This is a genomic window from Kribbella qitaiheensis, from assembly GCF_042657745.1.
Classification (GTDB): domain Bacteria; phylum Actinomycetota; class Actinomycetes; order Propionibacteriales; family Kribbellaceae; genus Kribbella; species Kribbella qitaiheensis.
In genome coordinates, this window is record NZ_JBHSKE010000015.1 from 1 (window position 1) to 19,537 (window position 19,537).

Sequence of the window (19,537 nt, forward strand, 5' to 3'; positions counted from 1 at the left end):
GAACCAGCCACTACCAGCGCCGACAAGCCATCCCTACCTAAGATCACGAACTACGGCTGCCGTACTAGACTTCCTAAAGAACCTTTGGTAATGTCTTGCGCATTCTGGAGAATTGCCAGGTTTATTGTTTACTTGCGATTCCTGCGCAATAGGTAGGTATCCATGATCCAGCCTTTGCGCCGGCGTGCTTCGGCGCGCACCTCGACGATCTTTTCCGCTACTTCCGCCAAAGGTCCGGCGATGAGCAGTTCGTCCCGTGTGCCGAGGTAGGCGCCCCAATAGATGTCGGCCGCCTGGTCGGTGTGCTGGGTGAAGGCGGTCTGCGCGTCCAGCATCACCACCACGTCGTCGACGTCGTCGGGCCACTTCTTCGCCAGTCGCCGGCCGGTGGTGATCTGGATCGGCCTGCCGACCTGGTTCAGCCCGACCCGGTGCCGCGCCGCCAGCGCCGACACGCTGCTGATGCCGGGGATCACCTCGATCTCGAAGCTCAGCTCACCCCGGGCCAGGATGTCGTCGAGGATCGCCAACGTGCTGTCGTACAGCGACGGATCACCCCAGACCAGGAACGCCCCGACCTGGTCCTCCCCGAGCTCGGCCGCGATCATCCCCGCACAGACATCGGCCCGGCGCCGCCGCCAGTCGTCCACCGACTCGACGTACGCCGAACTCCCGGCGATCGGCCGATCACCCTCCAAGCCGGCCGTCCGGTCCCGCTCCGGATCCCGCCCGACAGCGACCCGGTAGTCGCCGTCCGGCGCGTACCGATGCAGGATCTCCTCCCGTAGGTCGACCAGCTCCTGCTTGACGTCACCCTTGTCGAGCACGAAGAACACGTCTACGCGTGCCAGCGCGTTGACCGCCTGCACGGTCAGCTGCTCCGGATCCCCGGCCCCAACCCCCACCACCAAGATCTGCTTCACCCCGCGACCTTAAATCCTCACACCGCACCCCATCCCGCGCCCCTCCCCGGCGTGGTCCCTTCCACGGTTGCCGCACTGGTCGTTCCACCCGTATAGGCGAAGGTGCTGTCGTCGGGTGCAGGTTCGGGTGGTTGCGTCACCGGGCTGCGTGATGGTGCTAGTCGGGCCGGTGTGCGTCAAGAGCGCCTCCGGCGTCCCTTCGGGATCGGAACAAGTTCCGACTCTTGACTCACACCACCCCGACCAGGGAAGGAACGCAGCTATCCCGGAGCCGCTGGGGGGTGTGGCGACAAGGCCCGGGAAGCACGTCCGCCCGGACATCGGGGGAGCTGCCTTGCCCAGACGCTCGGCGAGTTGCCTTGCCCGGAGGTTCGGGGAGTTGCCTTGCCCGGACGTTCGGGGAGTCGCCTCGCCGGGACGTTCGGGGTGTTCCTTTGCCCGGGGCAGCGGGCCCCCCGAAACCGGCACTTTGTGCACCACCTGAGCAGATCCCGGCGATCCGGATGCTCAGCCGGTGCACAAGGTGGGGCCTCGGACACCAATTCGGGACCTCGGACAGGAAGTGACCTGTGCCAGGTCCCCATACGGTGTCCGAGGTCTCCATATCCGCACCGTCACCGGCTGGCGCACCCCCGAGAAGGTGTCCGAGGTACCCATAACCGCGCCGCCACCGGCTGGCACACCCCCGAGAAGGTGTCCGCGGTCCCCATATCCGCGCCGCCAACGGCTGGCACACCCCCTGAGAAGGTGTCCGGGGCCCCACAACTGCACGGCACGCGCTGCCGGCGGATCCGGGCCGGGCGGTGAGCTCTCGGTAGCGGGTCGTTCGGCCGCTGGCGGCCTGCAAGGCGCCAGTCGGCGAACGAGCCGCCAGAGGCGCCTCCGACCCGAGGCTGAAGACCTGAACGTCGGTATGTCGGTCGTCGGGTGCGGGGAGACTCGGCGTACGGGCGTGGAGTGGGTGACCCGCCGGGCCGCAGGTGGCACGGGCGATCAGTCGGGCTGTGCGGCGCTGGTTGGGTCTGGGGCTGAGGTGGGAGTTGGCGGCGGGTCGGTGGAGGAGGGGGCGGGTTGGTCGTCGGGTGTTGTCACTGCTAATTTAGAAGTCAGTAGATCCTGACCTCCTGCCGACAAGGCTGCGATGCGAAAAGGTGTTCTTTGCCCACAGCGGAAGAGATGCTCAGTACTGCGTCCGTGGTCGCTCTCGGCGGCTGCCTTCAGAAGGTAGCGCCGGACCTGCGGTTCACCGCACTGCGGGCTGCTCCGGGCAAGCTGGCGGAGGCGTCCTTCAGTGAGCGGGGTCTGTTGGTTCGGGACGCTCTGCTGGCGGATCTGCCTGCGGGATTCAAGCCGATGGCGGAGATCTTCCGCGCTGCGCTGGAGGATGACGGGTTCACCGGCTGGATGATCTGGCCGGTTACCGAGGCGGTCGCAGTACGGGCTGTGGAAGCGGGGGAGTTCGAGGCCGGGCTCGGACTGCTCGCCGAGCTGACGCCCAGGTTGACCGCGGAGTTCGCGCTCCGCACGGTGCTCACGGCCGACCTCGATCGGACTCTGGCCGTCGTGCAGACGTGGACCGGGCATCCGGATGAGCACGTCCGGCGCCTCGCCACCGAAGGCACTCGACCACGCCTGCCCTGGGCGAAGCGGGTCCCGCAGCTCCTGGAGAACGTCGAGGCCACCCGCCCGATTCTCGAGGTACTGCGCCGCGACGACTCGGCGTACGTGCGTCGCTCGGTCGCGAACCACCTCAACGACATCAGTCGCTCGGACCCGGCGCTGGCGGTTGAGATCGCGCGCGGCTGGCTGGAGGATCCCGAGGCGACGACAGCTCAGCTGGTTCGGCATGCGCTGCGGACGCTGATCAAAGCCGGTGACCCCGGAGCCCTTGCGCTGTTGGGATTCGGGCAGCCGACCGGTCTCGTCGTCGACGGGCCTGTACTGGCGGTGGCGGGCGTGAGGGTGGGTGAGACCCTGGAGTTCGAGTTCACCGCGCACAACGGAGGCGAGGCCGACATGCGACTGGCGATCGACTACGTGGTCCACCACGTCAAGGCGAACGGCACGCTCGCGCCGAAGGTCTTCAAGCTGACCACCCGCACGCTGGCGCCGGGGGAGTCCGTGACGCTCGGCAAGCGGCACTCGTTCAAGCCGATCTCGACCCGCAGGTACTACTCGGGCGAGCACGCCCTGGAACTCCAGATCAACGGCCGAAGCTTCGGCCGGTCCACCTTCACCCTCTCGCTGGAAGGCATCCGATGACCATCCCCACCCCGCCCGACCCGACCGCCGCCGAGACCGCGAAGCACCTGCCGCACGCGATCACGACGTACCTGCGCGAGGCCGACCCGGCGCACCGGGCCAACGCCCACGACCTGCTCTCCGCCTTCACCCCCGACGCGGTGGTGATCGACGAGGAGAAGACCTACACCGGCCACGACGAGATCCACCGCTGGCGCGAAACCGCCGCGACCGAATACACCTACACCGTCGAACTCACCCACGCCGAGAAGCTCGACGACACCCACTACGTCGTCACCAACCACCTCGAAGGCAACTTCCCCGGAGGCGTGGTCGACCTCATCTACCGCTTCACCCTCAACTCGGAAAACCTCATCACCAACCTCGAGATCGCTCCTTGAGTTTCCGGCTGGCGGCGTACGCCGTGTGCCTCGACGGCGGGCGCGTGCTGGTCGCCCACTACGTGCCGCCGAATGGCGGTGAGAGCAACTGGACGCTTCCGGGTGGCCGGGTCGAGCACGCGGAGGATCCGTACGACGCGGTGATCCGGGAGGTCGCCGAGGAGACGGGCTGCGACGCGGTGGTCGAACGCCTGCTGGGCGTGGACTCGCGGGTGATCCCCGCGGCGGAGAGCACGAAGGGATCGGTACACCAGAACGTCGGCATCTTCTACGCGGTCCGGATCACCGGCGGCAAACTCCGGCCGGAGCCGAACGGCGAGATCGCCGAGTCGGTCTGGACCCCGTACGCCGACGTCGCCGGCCTACGGCGGTCGTCCCTGGTCGATATCGGCCTCCCCCTGGCCCAGATCGCCCCGCCGACCGGCCACGTCGCTCCCATCCCAGTCGGCGGCCTGATCCGGCACTGAGCCCGCCGGCTTCAGACACTCGAGGCCAACGCCCACCGATCTCCGCTTGCTAGGGTGCGAGCGGGTCGTGACTGGCGTCTCGAGATGGATCAACCATCGGGAAGCGACCCCGTCAAGAAGACGTCGTGCCGTGCGCCTGGGCTTCTGGAATCGATCTGGGAGACACGGCCTGGTCCAGTACTCCGACCCGGCGCCTCGGCTCGTCGGCATCGTCAACATCACCGCCGACTCGTTCTCCGACGGCGGCAGGTTCCTGAGCCCCGACGACGCGATCGCCCAGGCACGGCGCCTGCGTGCGGCAGGTGCCGACATCGTCGAACTCGGGCCGGCGTCGAGCCACCCGGACGCCGAGCAAGTGAGTGCGGCGGAGGAGGTCCACCGACTGGCCGACGTCCTCGATCAGTTGAACACGGACGGTATCCCCGTGTCGGTGGACTCCTTCCGCCCCGAGACCCAGCGGTACGCCGCCGCGCGGGGTGCCGCCTACCTGAACGACATCCAGGGCTTCCCCGATCACGATCGATACGAGGAACTCGCGGGACTCCCGTGCCGGCTGGTGGTCATGCATTCGGTCCAACGCCGAGGACCGGCCACCAAGAGAGTGACTGATCCGGAGGGCATCTGGTCGGAGGTCGAGCAGTTCTTCACCGAACGCGTGGCCGCACTCGAAGCCGCGGGCGTCAGCCGCGATCGACTGATCATCGACCCAGGTCTGGGCTACTTCCTCGGGAGCAACCCGGAACCATCGGTGGCGATGATGGCTGCGCTCGGGCAGTTGAAGGCGAGGTTCGGGCTGCCTGTCCTGGTCTCACCCTCGAGGAAGTCGTTCCTCCGAGCCCTCACCGGCAGCGACCTCGCCGCCATCGGTCCAGCCACCCTGGCGGCAGAGTTGTACGCCGCGTCTCAGGGCGTCGACTTCATCCGCACCCACGACGTCGCCGCGATCCGCGACGCACTGACCGTGTTCGGCGCACTGACTGCGCGCAGCCCGATCACCTGCCCTGCAACTCATTCGGTCAGGAAGGACTGAAGTGCTTCCGTTGAGCCGCGGCCCGCTGCCGCCCGCCGCGCAGTTGATCTTGACGCCATCGGCCTTGCGGTACTCGAACGGCAGCTTCACGGCAGCCGCTCCAGCAGCGCCGCGGTGAAACTGGTGGTGGTGGCGGTCCCACCCAGATCCGGAGTGCGAATCGAGGTCTCGGCAAGAACCGCGGCGATCGCGTTCTCGACCTCGGCTGCCGCCTTCGGGTGGCCGAGGTGGTCCAGCATCATCGCGGCGGTCCAGATCGCACCGATCGGGTTGGCGATGCCGCGGCCGGCGATGTCCGGGGCCGAGCCGTGCACGGGCTCGAACATGGACGGGTAGTTCCGCTCCGGGTCGAGGTTCGCGGCCGGGGCGATGCCGATACCGCCGGCGACCGCCGCGGCGAGGTCGCTGAGGATGTCGCCGAACAGGTTGGACCCGACGATCACGTCGAACCGGCCGGGATCGAGCACGAGCTTGGCGCACAACGCGTCGATGTGCTCCTGGTCCCAGCGCACGTCCGGGTGCTCCGCCGCCCGCTCGGCCACCAGTTCGTCCCAGAACGGCAGCGTGTGCACGATCCCGTTCGACTTGGTCGCCGAGGTCAGGTAGCCCCGCCGCCGTTCGGCCAGCGAGAACCCGTAGTCCACCAGCCGGGTCACGCCCGCCCGGGTGAAGACGGCCTCCTGCACCGCCAGCTCCTCGGGGAACCCGCGGTTCATCCGGCCGCCGATCTCGCTGTACTCGCCCTCGACGTTCTCCCGCACCACGACCAGGTCGACCTCGCCCGCCACGGCCCGGCGTACCGGGCTCTCCAGACCTTCGAAGACCCGGATCGGGCGGAGGTTCACGTACTGCCGGAACTGCCGCCGGATCGGGATCAGCAACCCCCACAGCGAGACGTGATCCGGTACGCCGGGAGCGCCCACAGCGCCGAGGAAGATCGCGTCGTGCGAACGGATCCGGTCCAGGCCGTCGCTGGGCATCATCGAGCCCTCGGCGAGATACCGGCCGCACGACCAGTCGAACTCGTCGTAGCCGAAGGTGATCCCGTGCCGCTTGCCGACGGACTCGAGCACACTGAGCGCGGGGGGTACGACCTCGCGGCCGATCCCGTCGCCGGGGATGAGGGCGATCCGGTAGTTGGTCATGCCCCTATCAGATCAGGACAGGGACCCGTGGGTGGCGGCGGTCGTGGGCGGGGGTGTTAGGTGGGAGGCGACGATCCGGAAGGACTTGAGCCATGAAAATCGGTCTGCAGATCCCGAACTACACCTGGCCCAACGGCGCCCCGGCCCTCGGGTCGGAACTCGCCGAAGTGGCGAGTACTGCCGACCGGGCCGGCTTCAGCTCGATCGCGGTGATGGACCACTTCTTCCAGATCCCCGGCGTCGGCCCGATCGAGAACGACATGCTCGAGGCGTACACCACGCTCGGTTTCCTGGCCGGCCACACCGATCGCGCCCGGCTGTTCACCCTGGTCACCGGCGTGCACTACCGCGATCCCGGCCTGCTCGGCAAGGCGATCACCACGCTCGACATACTGTCCGAGGGCCGCGCGACCCTCGGCATCGGCGCGGGCTGGAACGAGGAGGAGTCCCGCGGGCTCGGCTTCGCGTTCCCACCGGTGGCCGAGCGGTTCGAGCGGCTCGAGGAGACCCTCCAGTACCTGCTGCAGCTGTGGTCCGACGACGACGGGCCGTTCGAGGGCAAGCACTACCAGGCCGAGCGGCTGCTGAATGTCCCGCAGTCGCTGAGCAGGCCGCACCCGCCGATCCTGATCGGTGGCGGGGGTGAGAAGAAGACGCTGCGGCTGGTCGCGAAGTACGCCCAGGCCTGCAACCTCTTCAACACACCCGACCTGGAGCACAAGCTCGACGTGCTGAAGCGGCACTGCGAGAACGAGGGCCGCGACTACGACGAGATCACCAAGACCGTCTACCAGACGCTCGACCTCGGCGAGCACGGTGAGAACAAGGACCAGTTGATCGACGAGCTCGGCCGGCTGCACCGCCTCGGATTCGCCGAGGCGATCGGCGCCGTCCCCGGGCTCCCGCGCCTCGACCCCCTGGAACGTCTGGGCCTCGAGGTCCTCCCGGCAGCCGCCCTCTTCTGATCACCTGTCTTCTGGAGGGCGGCCACGCGGAGAGTCAGCCGGCGATCACCGCGACGCCGAGGCGGCCGCCGTCGACGTCGAGCACGGTGCCGTGGACGAACGCGGCCTGGTCGCTCGCCAGGAAGACCGCGGCGTCGGCGATCGCCTGCGGCGCGCCGATCCGGCCGTACGGCGTACCGGTCATCATCGCGGTCGCCGGGTGGTTCGGATCGGTGTGGACGACACCGGGAGCGATCGCGTTGACCCGGACGCCGGACGGCCCGAACTCGGCCGACCAGGCGCGGGTCAGGGTCTCCAAAGCGCCCTTGCTGGCGGCGTACACGGCGCCGACCGGGATGCCCAGCCGCGCCACCCAGGAGCCGAGGTTGATGATCGTGCCGCCGCCGGCCGCGACCATCGTGGGCGCGATCGCCGCGGTCAGGAAGTACGGCGACTTCACGTTCACCGCGTAGACGGTGTCGAAGGTCTCCTCGTCGGTCTGCGGTGTCCTCCCGCCGTCGATCGCGCCGGCGTTGTTGACCAGTACGTCGATCCGTCCGCCGAGCAGCCGGGTCGCGGCCTCGGCCAGCTCGTTCGCGGCCGCCTTCGTGCCGTTCAGGTCGACCGCGACGAAGTCCGCCTGGCCACCGGCGGCGCGGATCTCGCCGACCACCTCGTCACCGCGCTCCTTGTTGCGCCCGGCAACCACGACGTGGGCGCCCTCGGCGGCCAGGGCGACGGCGATCGCCCGGCCGATGTTGCTGGTCGCGCCGGTGACCAGAGCCGTCTTGCCTGCCAGTCGCATGGGGTTCTCCTCAGAATCTCAGATTGGACCGTCAAGTCCATAGTAGCGCACCGATTGGACCACTCGGTCCAGGGGTTGGGGTCGCGCTAGGCTGGCGGGCATGGAGCGAGTGCTGACCGCCAAGGGGGCGGCGACCCGGCAGCGGATCGTCGAGGGCGCCGCGCAGCTGATCCGGGTCGAGGGCGTGCAGAACGTCGGTCTGGACGACATCCGCGGGGCCAGCTCGACGAGCAAGAGCCAGCTGTTCCACTACTTCCCGGACGGGAAGGCGGACCTGATGCTCGCGGTGGCGAAGTACGAGGCCGGCCAGGTGATCGCCGACCAGATGCCGCAGCTCGGTGACCTCACCACCTGGCGCAAGTGGCAGGCCTGGCGGCGCCGGGTGATCCAGATCTACGACGCGCAACGGCAGGCGTGCGGCCTGTCAGCCCTGACCGCTCAGCTGGGCACCGCGGACCCGGCCACCAGAGCCATCGTCAACGCGCTGACCGACGAATGGCACGCCTACCTGGCGTCCGGAGTACGGGCGCTGAAGGAATCCGGCGAGATCGACGCCCGCGTCGACGTGGCGAAATCGGCCAGCGCCATCCTGGCCGCCGTCACCGGCGGCGCCACCCTGCTCCAGTCCACCGACCGCCTCAGCTTCCTGGAAGACGCCCTCACCGAAGCACTGGAAGGCCTTCGCCGACCTCGCCGCTGAGCATCCCCTCGCGCTGAGCGTCAGCTCTCCGGGACGGGCTTCTTGCCTTCGCGCCATTCGCGTTCGAAGGGCAGCCGCCAGGCCCGCGGCGCGATCAACTGGTGGATCGCGTTCGGCCCCCAGGTGCCCGGAGCGTAGGGCTTGACCGGCGGCGGGTCGTCCAGCAGCAGCGTGGAGTTCTCCCAGAGCGACTCGATGCCCTCAGCCGTGGTGAAGAGCGTGTGGTCGCCTCGCATCGCGTCCAGGATCAGCCGCTCGTACGCCTCCAGTACGTCGCCCGCCGTCTCCGTCTCCTGGGTGGAGAACTGCATCGACAGCTTCTCCAGCCGCATCCCCGGCCCGGGCCGCTTTCCGTAGAACGACAGCGACACGCGCGACGAGTCTGCCAGGTCGAAGGTCAGGTGGTCCGGCCCCTGCGAGCCGACGCCCGAACCCGCCGGGAACATCGTCTTGGGCGCCTCCTTGAAGGCGATCGAGATGATCCGCATCCCCTCGGCCATCTTCTTGCCGGTGCGCAGGTAGAACGGCACGCCGGCCCAGCGCCAGTTGTCGATCCCGACCTGCATCGCGATGAACGTCTCGGTGTCGGAGTCCGGAGCGACCCCCTCCTCGCTGCGGTAACCGCCGTACTGGCCGCGGACCACGTGCTCGGGGTGGATCGGCAGCATCGAGCGGAAGACCTTGTTCTTCTCCTCCGAGATCGCCCTGGGCTCCAGCGCGGTCGGCGGCTCCATCGCGACGAACGCGAGCACCTGCAGCACGTGCGTGACGACCATGTCCTTGAACGCGCCGGTCGGCTCGTAGAAGGTGGCGCGCTGGTCCAGGCCGAGCGACTCGGGGATGTCGATCTGGATGTGGTCGATGAAGTTGCGGTTCCAGATCGGCTCGAACAGCCCGTTGGCGAACCGGAACGCGAGGATGTTCTGCGCCGCCTCCTTGCCGAGGAAGTGGTCGATCCGGAAGATCTGCGACTCGTCGAACGTCTCGTGCACGAAGTCGTTCAGCTCGATCGCGCTCTGCAGGTCATCGCCGAACGGCTTCTCCATCACCACCCGCGCCCGGTCGACCAGGTCGGCGTCGCGCAGCATCTGGATCACCGAGCGCGCGGCCTTCGGCGGCACCGACAGGTAGTGCAGCCGACAGGTGTCAGGTCCGAGCGCGTTCTCCGCCGTCTTCACCGCGGCCGCGAGCGCGTCCGGTCCGGCCGTGGTCGGCACATACTCGAGCCCTTCGGAGAACTGCGCCCACTCCTCGTCGGTGATCTTGTGCGTGCCGAAGGTTTCCACCGCCTTCCGCGCCCGGGCCCGGAACTCGTCCGACGTGAGCTCCTCGGTCGCAGTACCGATAATCCGTACGTCGGGGGCGAACCTGGACTGCTGCAGATACGCCAGGCCCGGCAGGAGCTTGCGCTTGGCCAGGTCCCCGGTGGCGCCGAACAGCACGATCACGTGCGGCGCGAGCGGCTCTGGATCGCGCCGTGACGGCCGCGAACCCGGCGCCGGATAGGCGATCGTCTGAGTACGGGAGTCGGGCATTTCTCGGGTCCTCCTACAGACGACGCCACAAACGGCTTCAGTGTAGGTCAGCGGAGCCGCGCCGCCTCGAAGATCGCCTGGCCGCGACCACCCCGGCGCCCGACGCCATGGTGAACGTCCGGCGGGTGATCATCGGTGCTCCTGCTGCAGGAGCTCCAGCTGAGCCTGGTCGGCCCAGTCGAAGTACAGCGGGTTGCTGATGGTCGATCCGCCCTGCCAAGCGGCGCGCCGGCCGCCGAAGATGCTCAGCTTCAAGATGTTCATGCTTTGAAGCTAGGTACGAGGACGCCCGCTCCGCGCCCGTCGGATGACGCTGTGGGTGTACGTCACTGCCCGGCGAGCGGTCCGAGTGCGGCTGGCAGGTCGCCGCGCGCGCTGATCCCGAGCTTGGGGAAGATCCGGTGCAGGTGCGTGCTGACCGTCCGGTGGGACAGGTAGAGCCGCTGGCCGATCTCCCGGTTGGTGAGCCCTTCGGCAGCCAGCTGCGCGATGCTCAGCTCGTGCGGGGTCAGGTGGTCGCGCGCATCCGGAGTACGGCGTGGGCTGGTCTCGCCGGCGGCGCGTAGCTCGGCGCGGGCGCGCTCGCTCCACGGGATCACACCCAGAGCGTCGAACGTCTCCCGGGCGGCTCGCAGGTGCACCCGGGAGTCGGCGGCCCGGCGCTGGCGCCGCAACCACTCACCGAAGGCGAGCTGGACCCGTCCACGCTCGAGCGGCCACCCGCTGAGGTCTGCATCCAGGGCCGCCTTGAACAGGACTTCCGCCTCGTCGCCCTCCGCGAGGACCGCGCTGACGTAGCGCAGGCCGATGTGCAGAGCAGGCGAGGTGGTCGACGCCGCGGCCTTCTGGAGGTCCCGGACGATGTCCTGCATCTCGGCGACCTGTCCACTGCGCACAGCCGCCTCCGCCAGTTCCGCGACCACGTAGCACCGCAGTGCCACCTGGTACGCCGGGTCGGCTGGATCGTGGATCCGGCGGAGATCCGCGAAGGCATCGGCGTACCGGCCTTCGCCGAGCGCCGTCAGGCCCCGGGCCAGCTGCACGGTGGCCAGTACCGGCCGGGCGCCCGCGGCGATGCCGATCTGCTCCGCCTCCGCCGCCAAGCTGGTGGCTGCCTCATAGTCACCACGCAGGGCGGCGATCTCTGCCTGCACGGCCAGAGCCAGCCCGTACATGAACTGCTGGTTGGTCTCCCGGCCGAGCCTCGCCGCCTCCTCCGCGGCCGGCAGCGCCACGGTGAGGTTGCCGAGCCGGGTCGAGCTCCAGGCCTGGACTGCCAGGGCTCGCGTCAGCAGCCCGAGCCTGCCCTGGGGACGCAACCCGGCCACCGCGCCGGCGGAGAACCGCGCGGACAGCTCGAACGCCCCGATCTGCAGCGCCGCGCTGCCGAGGAAACGCCCCACCTGCGGATCGCCGCCCGTGGTACCGGCGAGATCCATCAGCCCGACCGCGACTGCCTTGCCCCGCTCCACCGGAGCGACGTACGCCGAGATCGCGAGCAGCCGGGGGTCTCGTTCGTCGAGCGGCATGTCGTCCGCCACGTCGGCGAGGTGCTGTCTGGCCTCCGCGCCGGGCTCGGTCCAGAAGCACCGCATCCCGGCACCCCAGAGGATCCGCATCGCCAGGTCGAGGTCACCGTCGGCGAGCACCGACTGAGCCAGTCGGGCCAGCTCGATCGGGCCGGCCGTGTCCTCGCTCAGCCCGTCGTCGAAGCTGCTCCGGATCCAGGTGGCGCGGGCTTGTTGCTGTTTCGAGAGGTCGAGCGTCGCCACTTCGCCCAGCAGCCGCTGGACCAGCTCCCGCCGGCCGGACTCGACGCCGAGGTCAGCCGCGCGCAGCAGCCTGTCGGCCCGCCGGTCAGGCCCGACGCTCAGGTGTGCGGCCTGCTCGAGTGCGGCAATGGACGCGGCGACACCACCACGGCGCAGAGCCCGGTCCGCGGCAGATTCCAGGCTGGCGGCGATCTTCTCGTCCGGCCCGGTGCTTGCGGCCGCAAGGTGCCATGCCGCTCGGTCAGGCTCGATGCTCAGGGTCTGGGCCAGGGCCAGGTGCGCTGCCTGACGCTGGACCTGATCCGAGGCCTGGGGAATCGCCGAGCGCATCAGCGGATGCCGGAAGACGATCTTGCCGGCGTCGATCTCGATCAACCCCGCCTCGACCGCAGGACTCAGAACCGCGACCCCGACGGTGGTCCCGAGGGCCGAGCCAGCCGCCTCGAACATTTCGGCCAGGGCGTCGCCATCGTTGAGTGAGGCAACCAACAGGGCGATCCGGGTCTCGGTCGGCAACGAGGCCACCCGAGCGCCGAAGGTCTGCTCGAGCCGGACGCTCAGCGGCAAAGTGGCCGTCAGCAACGAGTCGGCGTTCGCAGTACCGGGGAGTTCCGTGAGGGCGAGCGGATTGCCGGCCGCGGCGGTGAGTAGCCGGGCTGCCATCGCCTCACCGAGGTCGGGAGAAACCGCGCTGAGCAGCGCTGCGGCGGCTTCGTCGGTCAGCCGGTCGACCTGCAGCAACGGCAGGCCGGCGGCGTCGAGGCTGGACGGGACTCCGTCGCGCAGAGCGGCGATCAGCACGATCGGCTCGGACTCGAGCCGACGGGTCACGAACGCGAGCACGTCGGCGCTGGCCTGATCGAGCCAGTGCGCGTCATCGGCCACGAGCACCAGTGGCTTGTCAGCCGCGGCCTCGGAGAGCAGGTTCAGGACAGCCAGGCCGACCAGGTAAACCGCCGGCGTCGCGCCGTCAGCCAGCCCCATGGCAGTCCTGAGCGCCTCGCGCTGGGGTCCTGGGAGGGCGTCAATCCCCGATCTGAGCGGATGAACCAGTTGCTGGAGACCGGCATACGGCAGATGCTGCTCAGCTTCCGCCCCGGCCATGCTGACCACCCGCACGCCGTCACTCGACGCGAGATCGATCACCTCGGCAAGGAGCGCCGACTTCCCGATCCCGGCCTCACCCCGGACGAGCAGCGCCCCGCCCCGCTCACGAGCACCGCCGACGAACGCGGCCAGCCGCTCCGACTCAAGCCCGCGCCCGAACAACGGCAGCCGTGCCGCGCCGCCGACCTCGGGCATCGTCCGCCCCCTCCGTGACTCGCCGTCTGCTGCCGTAGAGCAGGCTAGAGCACTTCCCCGACATCACTGTTTGGTTGAGACGCCGGCGAGATCGACGGCAGCGGGTAGCCGGCCGTCGCGCTGCGCACGGCCGGCTCCGTTGGCGTCGTGAGTACGGTGCGGTCAGGCGAGTGCTTTGGCCTTCAGGGATTCGTACTCCGTCTGCGTGATCGTTCCGGCATCGAGCAGCGCCTTGGCGCTGGCGATCTGATCGGCCGGGGCCTGGGAAGTGCCTGCGACCTGCTGGATGTACTTGTCCTGCTCGGCTTGGCGCTGAGCAACCGCCTTCACCTGCCGCTCGGTCATGCTCCGGCCGCGAACGATGAGATAGATCAGCGCGCCCACCCACGGCACGAAGATGAGCAGGATCGCCCAACCGGCCTTCGCCCAGCCACTGAGGGATCTGTCGCCGAACAGGTCGAACAGGCAGCGGAACCACACCACCAGTGCCGCGATCCAGATGAAGAACCAGAAACTCCACAACAGAACTTCCCCGAAGTCATTCGTGATTGCGTCCATGGTCGTTCCTTCACGAGGTCGGTCCACGCGTCGTCCAGTGAGCGCCGCGTCTCAGCGTCCCAGAGGGCGTCGGTGACCGCCAGTGGTCACGAACCAATGGTTTGCACCAAATCACACCGGCCGCGCACAGCCATCAGGGCGTGGTCTTCGGACCTTGACCGAGGCCCCGAAACGAGAAATGCCTCCCGATCTGCTGATCGAGAGGCTTCTGAAGCTGGATTCTGGTGCGCCCCCGGCAGGATTCGAACCTGCGCACCCGCCTCCGGAGGGCGGTGCTCTATCCCCTGAGCTACGGGGGCTCAGGAACGAGCAGAACAGTAGCAGGAAACCCGGCCAGGTCCCGAACCGGGGAGACCCTGAACCGCCCCTGGCTCATCCGCGCGGTGGGATCAACCGTGGGTACCGGACCGTCATAGTGGTCGTAGGTTCAAGCACCGAAAGGATCTCTCATGGCTACCACCTTGGTCCGTTCGTCCAGTGATCGCTGGATCGGCGGTGTCTGCGCCGGGCTGGCTCGCAGGTTCGGGATCAAGCCGAGCTTGATGCGGCTCATCTTCGTCGTCAGCTGCATCCTGCCCGGCCCGCAGTTCCTGATCTACATCGTGCTCTGGATCCTGATGCCGTCGGAGGACTGAGCACCCGGGCATGAAAACCTGCTCCCCATGAGAGTGGGTACCCGGCGCCGGGCGAGCGCGTTGGCGGCCGCCGTCGCGGTGGGCCTGCTGCCCGTGGTGAGCGGCTGCCAGGTCGGTCCGGCGCCGCCCGGGCAGGCGGAGATCAGGTCCGGTCCGCCGCCGTGGGACGCGCCGCGGGACGCCGTGTCGTACATCGACAAGGCCGGCTTCGAGCGGTTGCCCCTCGACTTCAGCGGCCCGGCGCCGTACACGGTGAAGGTCGCGATCACGGTCGACGGAGCCGGAGTACAGATCCCGGCGGGCATCGGCGTCGACCGGGTCCGGGCCGAGCAGGCCGCGATCCACACGCACGCCACGGACGGTGTCGTCTACGTCGAGGCCAAGACGAAGGCCGAGCGGCCGACCCTGAAGCAGTTCTTCGAGCTCTGGGGCGTCCGGTACGACGGCAAGTGCCTGGGCGAGGCGTGCTCGTCGGTCACCGTCCGGGTCGACGGCCGGCCGGCTCCCTGGGACACCAAACTCTCCCGCGAGAGCCTGATCCAGGTGGAAGCCACCGGCTGATGGCAGGAACCTGCTGGTCTCCGGCCAGAGCGCCATCCTCCGCTTGCCCCCCGCCTGACCTGCGCTTGGGTGCCTGCCGTACCGGGCTGTGGATACTGAGTCAAGGGTTCGGCGCCGGGGCCATTAGGCTGGGCCGGTGACTCCGGAACAGCTCGCTGAGAAGATCCTGCAGGCCCTGACCGCGCTCGTCGACGACGGCACCATCACTGTCGACGGCGGGTTGCCGGGCGAGCTGAAGGTCGAGCGACCCAAGAACCCCGAGCACGGGGACTACGCGACCAACGTGGCGATGCAGCTCGGCAAGCGCTCCGGCATGCCGCCGCGGCAGTTCGCGGAACTGCTCGCCGCCAGGCTGACGGACGACGAGGCGATCACGGCGGTGGAGATCGCCGGACCGGGCTTCATCAACATCCGGGTCGCCGCCGATGCCCAGGGCAAGATCGCCGCCTCGATCGTGGAGGCCGGCCCGCAGTACGGCAGCAGTGACTCGCTCAAGGGCCAGGCGATCAACCTCGAGTTCATCTCCGCCAACCCGACCGGCCCGCTGCACCTCGGCCATACCCGCTGGGCGGCCGTCGGCGACGCGCTGGCCCGGGTGCTGAACGCGGCCGGCGCCGTCGTCACCCGCGAGTTCTACGTGAACGACCGCGGTGCCCAGATGGACAAGTTCGGCGCCTCCCTGAAGGCCGCGGCGCACGGCGAGCCGATCCCGGAGGACGGCTACCACGGCGAGTACATCAACGACCTGGCGAAGCAGATCGTCGCCGAGGTGCCGGACATCACCAAGCTGCCGGAGGACGAGCAGCTGGTCGCGTTCCGCGAGGCGGGGTACGAGCGTCAGCTCAAGGAGCAGCAGAGCCAGCTCGAGCACTTCCGGACCAAGTTCGACGTCTGGACGTCCGAGCGCAGCCTGCACGACCAGGACGGGGTCGGACACGCGATCGAGAAGCTCCGCGAGCAGGGCCACCTCTACGAGGCCGACGACGCCCTGTGGATGCGCACCACCGACTTCACCGACGACAAGGACCGGGTGCTGATCCGGTCCAACGGCGAGCCGACGTACTTCGCCTCCGACGCCGCGTACTACGTGAACAAGCGTGAGCGCGGCTTCGAGGTGGCGATCTACCTGCTCGGCGCGGACCACCACGGGTACGTGAACCGCCTGAAGGCGATCGCCGCCTGCGCGGGTGACGACCCCGAGCACAACATCGAGATCCTGATCGGCCAGCTGGTGAAGATCCTCAAGAACGGCGAGGAGATGAAGCTGTCGAAGCGGGCCGGCACGATCGTCACGCTCGCCGAGCTGGTCGAGGAGAGCGGCGTCGACCCGCTGCGGTACACGCTGTGCCGCTACCCGGTGGACTCGCCGCTGACGCTGGACATCGAGGAGATGACCCGGCAGGTCAGCGAGAACCCGGTGTACTACGTGCAGTACGCGCACGCCCGGCTCGCCTCGATCCTGCGCAACGCGGACGATCTGGGGATCAAGCTGGACGAGTTCGATCCCGGCCTGCTCAGCCACGAGCGCGAGGGCGACCTGCTCCGGGCGCTCGCCGAGTTCCCGCGCGTGGTTGCCACCGCGGCCGAGCTGCGCGAGCCGCACCGGATCGCCCGGTATCTCGAGGACACCGCCTCGGCGTTCCACAAGTTCTACGACAGCTGCCGGGTGCTGCCGCGCGGCGACGAGGAGGTCGAGCCGGTGCACAAGGCTCGCCTGACCCTGGTGGGCGCCACCAGGACGGTTCTCGCCAACGGGCTCGACCTGCTCGGCGTCTCCGCCCCGGAGCGGATGTGAGGACGCGCGAGGCGCGGACCGGCCAGGCCGAGGCGGGGTATCCCCGACCGTCCTGGTTGCGTCCTCCGGAGGACGTCAACGACCTCGTCCCGCAACTGTGGTCGTCGACCGCGACCAAGAACGCCGACGGCGCGCTCGAAGTGGGCGGCGTCGACGTGCGCGAACTGGTTGCGGAGCACGGCACCCCGGCCTACCTGCTCGACGAAGCGGACTTCAGGGCTCGGGCCCGCGCGTTCCGCGAAGGTTTCAAGGACTTCGCCGTCTACTACGGCGGCAAGGCGTTCCTGTGCACGACGGTGGTGCGTTGGGTGATGGAGGAGGGACTCAACCTCGACATCTGCTCAGGTGGTGAGCTTGCTGTCGCCCTCCGGGCCGGCGCGGATCCGAAGAGATTGGGGTTCCACGGCAACAACAAGTCCGAGGCCGAGCTGGCTCGCGCACTCGACGCGGGTGTCGGGCGGATCATCGTCGACTCGTTCCACGAGATCGAGCGGCTGACCCGGCTCGCCGCGGAGCGCGGCGTGGTGGCGCCGGTGATGGTCCGGGTGACCGCGGGTATCGAGGCGCACACCCACGCCTACATCGCGACCGCGCACCAGGACCAGAAGTTCGGCTTCCCGATCACCACCGGCGACGCGTTCGATGCCGTTGCCCGGATCAACGAAACGGCGGAGCTGGAGCTGCTCGGGCTGCACTCCCACATCGGTTCGCAGATCTTCGACTCGTCCGGGTTCGAGATGGCCGCCCGGCGGCTGATCGCCTTGCACGCAAGGGTTTCCGACGAGCTCGGCGTGGACATGCCGGAGCTCGACCTGGGCGGCGGATTCGGCATCGCCTACACCACTCAGGACGATCCGTCCGACCCGGCCCAGCTGGCCACCGAGCTCGGCAAGATCGTCGAGCACGAGTGCAAGGCGCTCGACCTCGCGGTGCCGAAGCTGTCGATCGAGCCGGGGCGGGCGATCGTCGGACCGGCGGTGTGCACGGTCTACACCGTCGGCACCACCAAGGAGGTGGCGCTCGACTTCGGCGAGTCCCGCACCTACGTGTCCGTCGACGGCGGGATGAGCGACAACATCCGCACCGCCCTGTACGACGCGGACTACTCCTGCACACTCGCCAGCCGGTACTCCGACGAGGGCCCCACGTTGTCCCGGGTGGTCGGCAAGCACTGCGAGTCCGGTGACGTCGTGGTGAAGGACGAGTTCCTGCCCGCCGACGTCGCCCCGGGCGACCTGGTCGCCGTACCGGGGACCGGGGCCTACTGCAGGTCGATGGCGAGCAACTACAACCACGTACCGCGGCCACCGGTGATCGCGGTCAAGGACGGTCGGACGCGCGTCGTCGTACGCCGTGAGACCGAGGACGACATGCTCAGCCTGGACATGGGGGCGGAATGACCGAGAACGCGGACAAGCCGCTCGTGGAAGAGAAGCAGCCGCTCAAGGTGGCGCTGCTCGGGTGCGGCGTGGTCGGCACCGAGGTGGTCCGGATCCTCACCGAGCGCGCCGACGACCTGGCCGCCCGGGTCGGCGCGCCGCTGGAGATCGCGGGCATCGCGGTCCGCCGGGCCGGCCGGACCCGGGACATCGCGGTCGACCCCGCGCTGATCACCACCGACGCGCAGGCGCTCGTCTCGCGCGGCGACCTGGACCTGGTGATCGAGGTGATCGGCGGCATCGAGCCCGCCCGCGGCCTGATCCTGACCGCGCTGGAGAACGGCGCCTCGGTGATCACCGCGAACAAGGCCCTGCTCGCCGAGGACGGCCCGACGCTCTTCGCCGCCGCTGAGAAGTACGAGCGCGACCTGTACTTCGAGGCCGCCGTGGCCGGTGCGATCCCGATCCTGCGGCCGTTGCGTGAGTCGCTGGCCGGTGACGACGTGGTCCGTGTGATGGGCATCGTGAACGGCACCACGAACTACATCCTCGACAAGATGGACTCCACCGGCGCCGGCTTCGACGAGGCGCTGGAGGAGGCCCAGGCCCTCGGGTATGCCGAGGCCGATCCGACGGCCGACATCGAGGGCTTCGACGCCGCGGCCAAGGCGGCGCTGCTGGCCAGTCTGGCCTTCCACACCAGGGTTTCCATCGCCGACGTGCACCGCGAGGGCATCACCGAGGTGTCCGCGACGGACATCGCCTCGGCCCGGGAAATGGGCTGCGTGGTGAAGTTCCTGGCGATCTGCGAGCTGGACGAGGCGAGCGACTCGGTCGGCGCCCGGGTTTACCCGGCGATGATCCCGCTGAGTCATCCGCTAGCGTCCGTCCGGGACGCCTACAACGCCGTGTTCGTGGAATCCAAAGCGGCCGGCCAGCTGATGTTCTATGGTCGTGGTGCCGGCGGGGCCCCGACGGCCAGTGCTGTCCTCGGGGATCTGGTGTCCGCCGCGCGCAACCGGCTCAAGGGTGTGCCGGGGGTCGGCGAGTCGTCGTACACCCAGCGGGCAGCCCGTCCGATGGGTGCCACCATGACCCGCTACCACGTGTCGCTGGACGTGGCCGACAAGGCCGGTGTGCTGGCGGCGGTGGCCCACGCCTTCGCGGAGCACGACGTGTCGATCCAGACCGTCCGCCAGGAGGGCAGGGGTGGTGACGCACAACTCGTCGTGGTCACACACACCGCCACCGACGCCGCGTTGTCCGCGACCGTGGAAGCCCTGCGCGACATGGACATCGTCCGCGAAGTCAGCAGTGTCATGCGGGTTGAAGGAGACTGATCGC

The 19,537-nt window shown here is 68.9% G+C and carries 18 protein-coding genes, 1 tRNA gene and 1 riboswitch; of the genes, 11 read left to right on the forward strand and 8 right to left on the reverse strand.

Going from position 1 to position 19,537, the window contains the following annotated elements:
- Positions 1-128: 128 nt before the first annotated feature.
- Positions 129-923 carry a precorrin-6A synthase (deacetylating) gene (gene cobF, locus ACFPJ1_RS14040; protein ID WP_380104048.1) on the reverse strand — a complete coding sequence of 265 codons (795 nt, stop codon included), beginning with the start codon at positions 921-923 and terminating at the stop codon, positions 129-131.
- A 1,158-nt stretch (positions 924-2,081) separates the two neighbouring features.
- Between cobF and ACFPJ1_RS14045 the strand changes: the two genes are divergently transcribed.
- From ACFPJ1_RS14045 to folP, 4 genes are all read left to right on the forward strand, one after another.
- The gene (locus tag ACFPJ1_RS14045) at positions 2,082-3,185 is read left to right on the forward strand and encodes a DNA alkylation repair protein (RefSeq protein ID WP_380104049.1); all 1,104 of its coding nucleotides are present in this window, start codon (positions 2,082-2,084) and stop codon (positions 3,183-3,185) included.
- A complete protein-coding gene (locus ACFPJ1_RS14050; protein WP_380104050.1) occupies positions 3,182-3,565 on the forward strand; it encodes a nuclear transport factor 2 family protein in 384 nt (127 codons plus the stop codon). Before ACFPJ1_RS14045 ends, ACFPJ1_RS14050 begins: the two co-directional genes overlap by 4 nt.
- The gene (locus ACFPJ1_RS14055; protein ID WP_380104051.1) at positions 3,562-4,032 is read left to right on the forward strand and encodes an NUDIX hydrolase; all 471 of its coding nucleotides are present in this window, start codon (positions 3,562-3,564) and stop codon (positions 4,030-4,032) included. Before ACFPJ1_RS14050 ends, ACFPJ1_RS14055 begins: the two co-directional genes overlap by 4 nt.
- Positions 4,033-4,089: 57 nt before the next feature.
- Positions 4,090-4,181, forward strand: a riboswitch (ZMP/ZTP riboswitch).
- Positions 4,182-4,201: 20 nt separating this feature from the next.
- Positions 4,202-5,062 (forward strand): dihydropteroate synthase, encoded by an 861-nt coding sequence (folP, locus tag ACFPJ1_RS14060; protein WP_380104336.1) that lies wholly within the window; start codon positions 4,202-4,204, stop codon positions 5,060-5,062.
- Between the two features lie 86 nt (positions 5,063-5,148).
- Here the strand turns inward: folP and ACFPJ1_RS14065 are convergent, their stop codons facing one another.
- Positions 5,149-6,207, reverse strand: a complete 1,059-nt coding sequence (locus tag ACFPJ1_RS14065) for a tartrate dehydrogenase (protein WP_380104052.1) — start codon at positions 6,205-6,207, stop codon at positions 5,149-5,151.
- 92 nt (positions 6,208-6,299) lie between these two features.
- Between ACFPJ1_RS14065 and ACFPJ1_RS14070 the strand changes: the two genes are divergently transcribed.
- Positions 6,300-7,172, forward strand: coding sequence for an LLM class F420-dependent oxidoreductase (locus ACFPJ1_RS14070; RefSeq protein ID WP_380104053.1), 873 nt, complete (start codon positions 6,300-6,302; stop codon positions 7,170-7,172).
- A 34-nt stretch (positions 7,173-7,206) separates the two neighbouring features.
- On the opposite strand, the gene ACFPJ1_RS14075 is transcribed toward ACFPJ1_RS14070, so the two are convergent.
- Entirely contained in the window at positions 7,207-7,956 is a 750-nt protein-coding gene (locus tag ACFPJ1_RS14075; RefSeq protein ID WP_380104054.1) for an SDR family NAD(P)-dependent oxidoreductase, read from the reverse strand.
- Positions 7,957-8,056: 100 nt separating this feature from the next.
- Here ACFPJ1_RS14075 and ACFPJ1_RS14080 point away from each other — a divergent pair, with 100 nt between their 5' ends.
- Positions 8,057-8,656 (forward strand): TetR/AcrR family transcriptional regulator, encoded by a 600-nt coding sequence (locus ACFPJ1_RS14080; protein WP_380104055.1) that lies wholly within the window; start codon positions 8,057-8,059, stop codon positions 8,654-8,656.
- Positions 8,657-8,676: 20 nt separating this feature from the next.
- Here ACFPJ1_RS14080 and zwf read toward each other — a convergent pair whose 3' ends face one another.
- The 5 genes from zwf to ACFPJ1_RS14105 all read right to left on the reverse strand — a co-directional run bounded on the left by zwf (position 8,677) and on the right by ACFPJ1_RS14105 (position 14,122).
- Positions 8,677-10,191, reverse strand: a complete 1,515-nt coding sequence (gene zwf, locus ACFPJ1_RS14085; RefSeq protein ID WP_380104056.1) for a glucose-6-phosphate dehydrogenase — start codon at positions 10,189-10,191, stop codon at positions 8,677-8,679.
- A 129-nt stretch (positions 10,192-10,320) separates the two neighbouring features.
- Positions 10,321-10,455, reverse strand: a complete 135-nt coding sequence (locus tag ACFPJ1_RS14090; protein ID WP_380104057.1) for a hypothetical protein — start codon at positions 10,453-10,455, stop codon at positions 10,321-10,323.
- Positions 10,456-10,517: 62 nt separating this feature from the next.
- Positions 10,518-13,265 carry an ATP-binding protein gene (locus ACFPJ1_RS14095; protein WP_380104058.1) on the reverse strand — a complete coding sequence of 916 codons (2,748 nt, stop codon included), beginning with the start codon at positions 13,263-13,265 and terminating at the stop codon, positions 10,518-10,520.
- A 162-nt stretch (positions 13,266-13,427) separates the two neighbouring features.
- A complete protein-coding gene (locus tag ACFPJ1_RS14100; RefSeq protein WP_380104059.1) occupies positions 13,428-13,823 on the reverse strand; it encodes a PLDc N-terminal domain-containing protein in 396 nt (131 codons plus the stop codon).
- Positions 13,824-14,050: 227 nt separating this feature from the next.
- Positions 14,051-14,122: transfer RNA gene (locus ACFPJ1_RS14105), tRNA-Arg, on the reverse strand.
- Positions 14,123-14,272: 150 nt separating this feature from the next.
- Here ACFPJ1_RS14105 and ACFPJ1_RS14110 point away from each other — a divergent pair.
- The 5 genes from ACFPJ1_RS14110 (at position 14,273) to ACFPJ1_RS14130 (ending at position 19,533) form a co-directional block, all read left to right on the forward strand.
- A complete protein-coding gene (locus ACFPJ1_RS14110) occupies positions 14,273-14,458 on the forward strand; it encodes a PspC domain-containing protein (protein ID WP_380104060.1) in 186 nt (61 codons plus the stop codon).
- Positions 14,459-14,485: 27 nt separating this feature from the next.
- Complete coding sequence (locus tag ACFPJ1_RS14115) at positions 14,486-15,019, forward strand: hypothetical protein (RefSeq protein WP_380104061.1); 534 nt, start codon at positions 14,486-14,488, stop codon at positions 15,017-15,019.
- Between the two features lie 136 nt (positions 15,020-15,155).
- Positions 15,156-16,814 (forward strand): arginine--tRNA ligase, encoded by a 1,659-nt coding sequence (gene argS / locus ACFPJ1_RS14120; RefSeq protein WP_380104062.1) that lies wholly within the window; start codon positions 15,156-15,158, stop codon positions 16,812-16,814.
- Positions 16,811-18,214 carry a diaminopimelate decarboxylase gene (gene lysA / locus ACFPJ1_RS14125; protein WP_380104063.1) on the forward strand — a complete coding sequence of 468 codons (1,404 nt, stop codon included), beginning with the start codon at positions 16,811-16,813 and terminating at the stop codon, positions 18,212-18,214. Before argS ends, lysA begins: the two co-directional genes overlap by 4 nt.
- Positions 18,211-19,533, forward strand: coding sequence for a homoserine dehydrogenase (locus ACFPJ1_RS14130; RefSeq protein ID WP_380104064.1), 1,323 nt, complete (start codon positions 18,211-18,213; stop codon positions 19,531-19,533). The genes lysA and ACFPJ1_RS14130 overlap by 4 nt, the downstream gene beginning before the upstream one ends.
- The last annotated feature ends 4 nt before the right edge of the window (positions 19,534-19,537 follow it).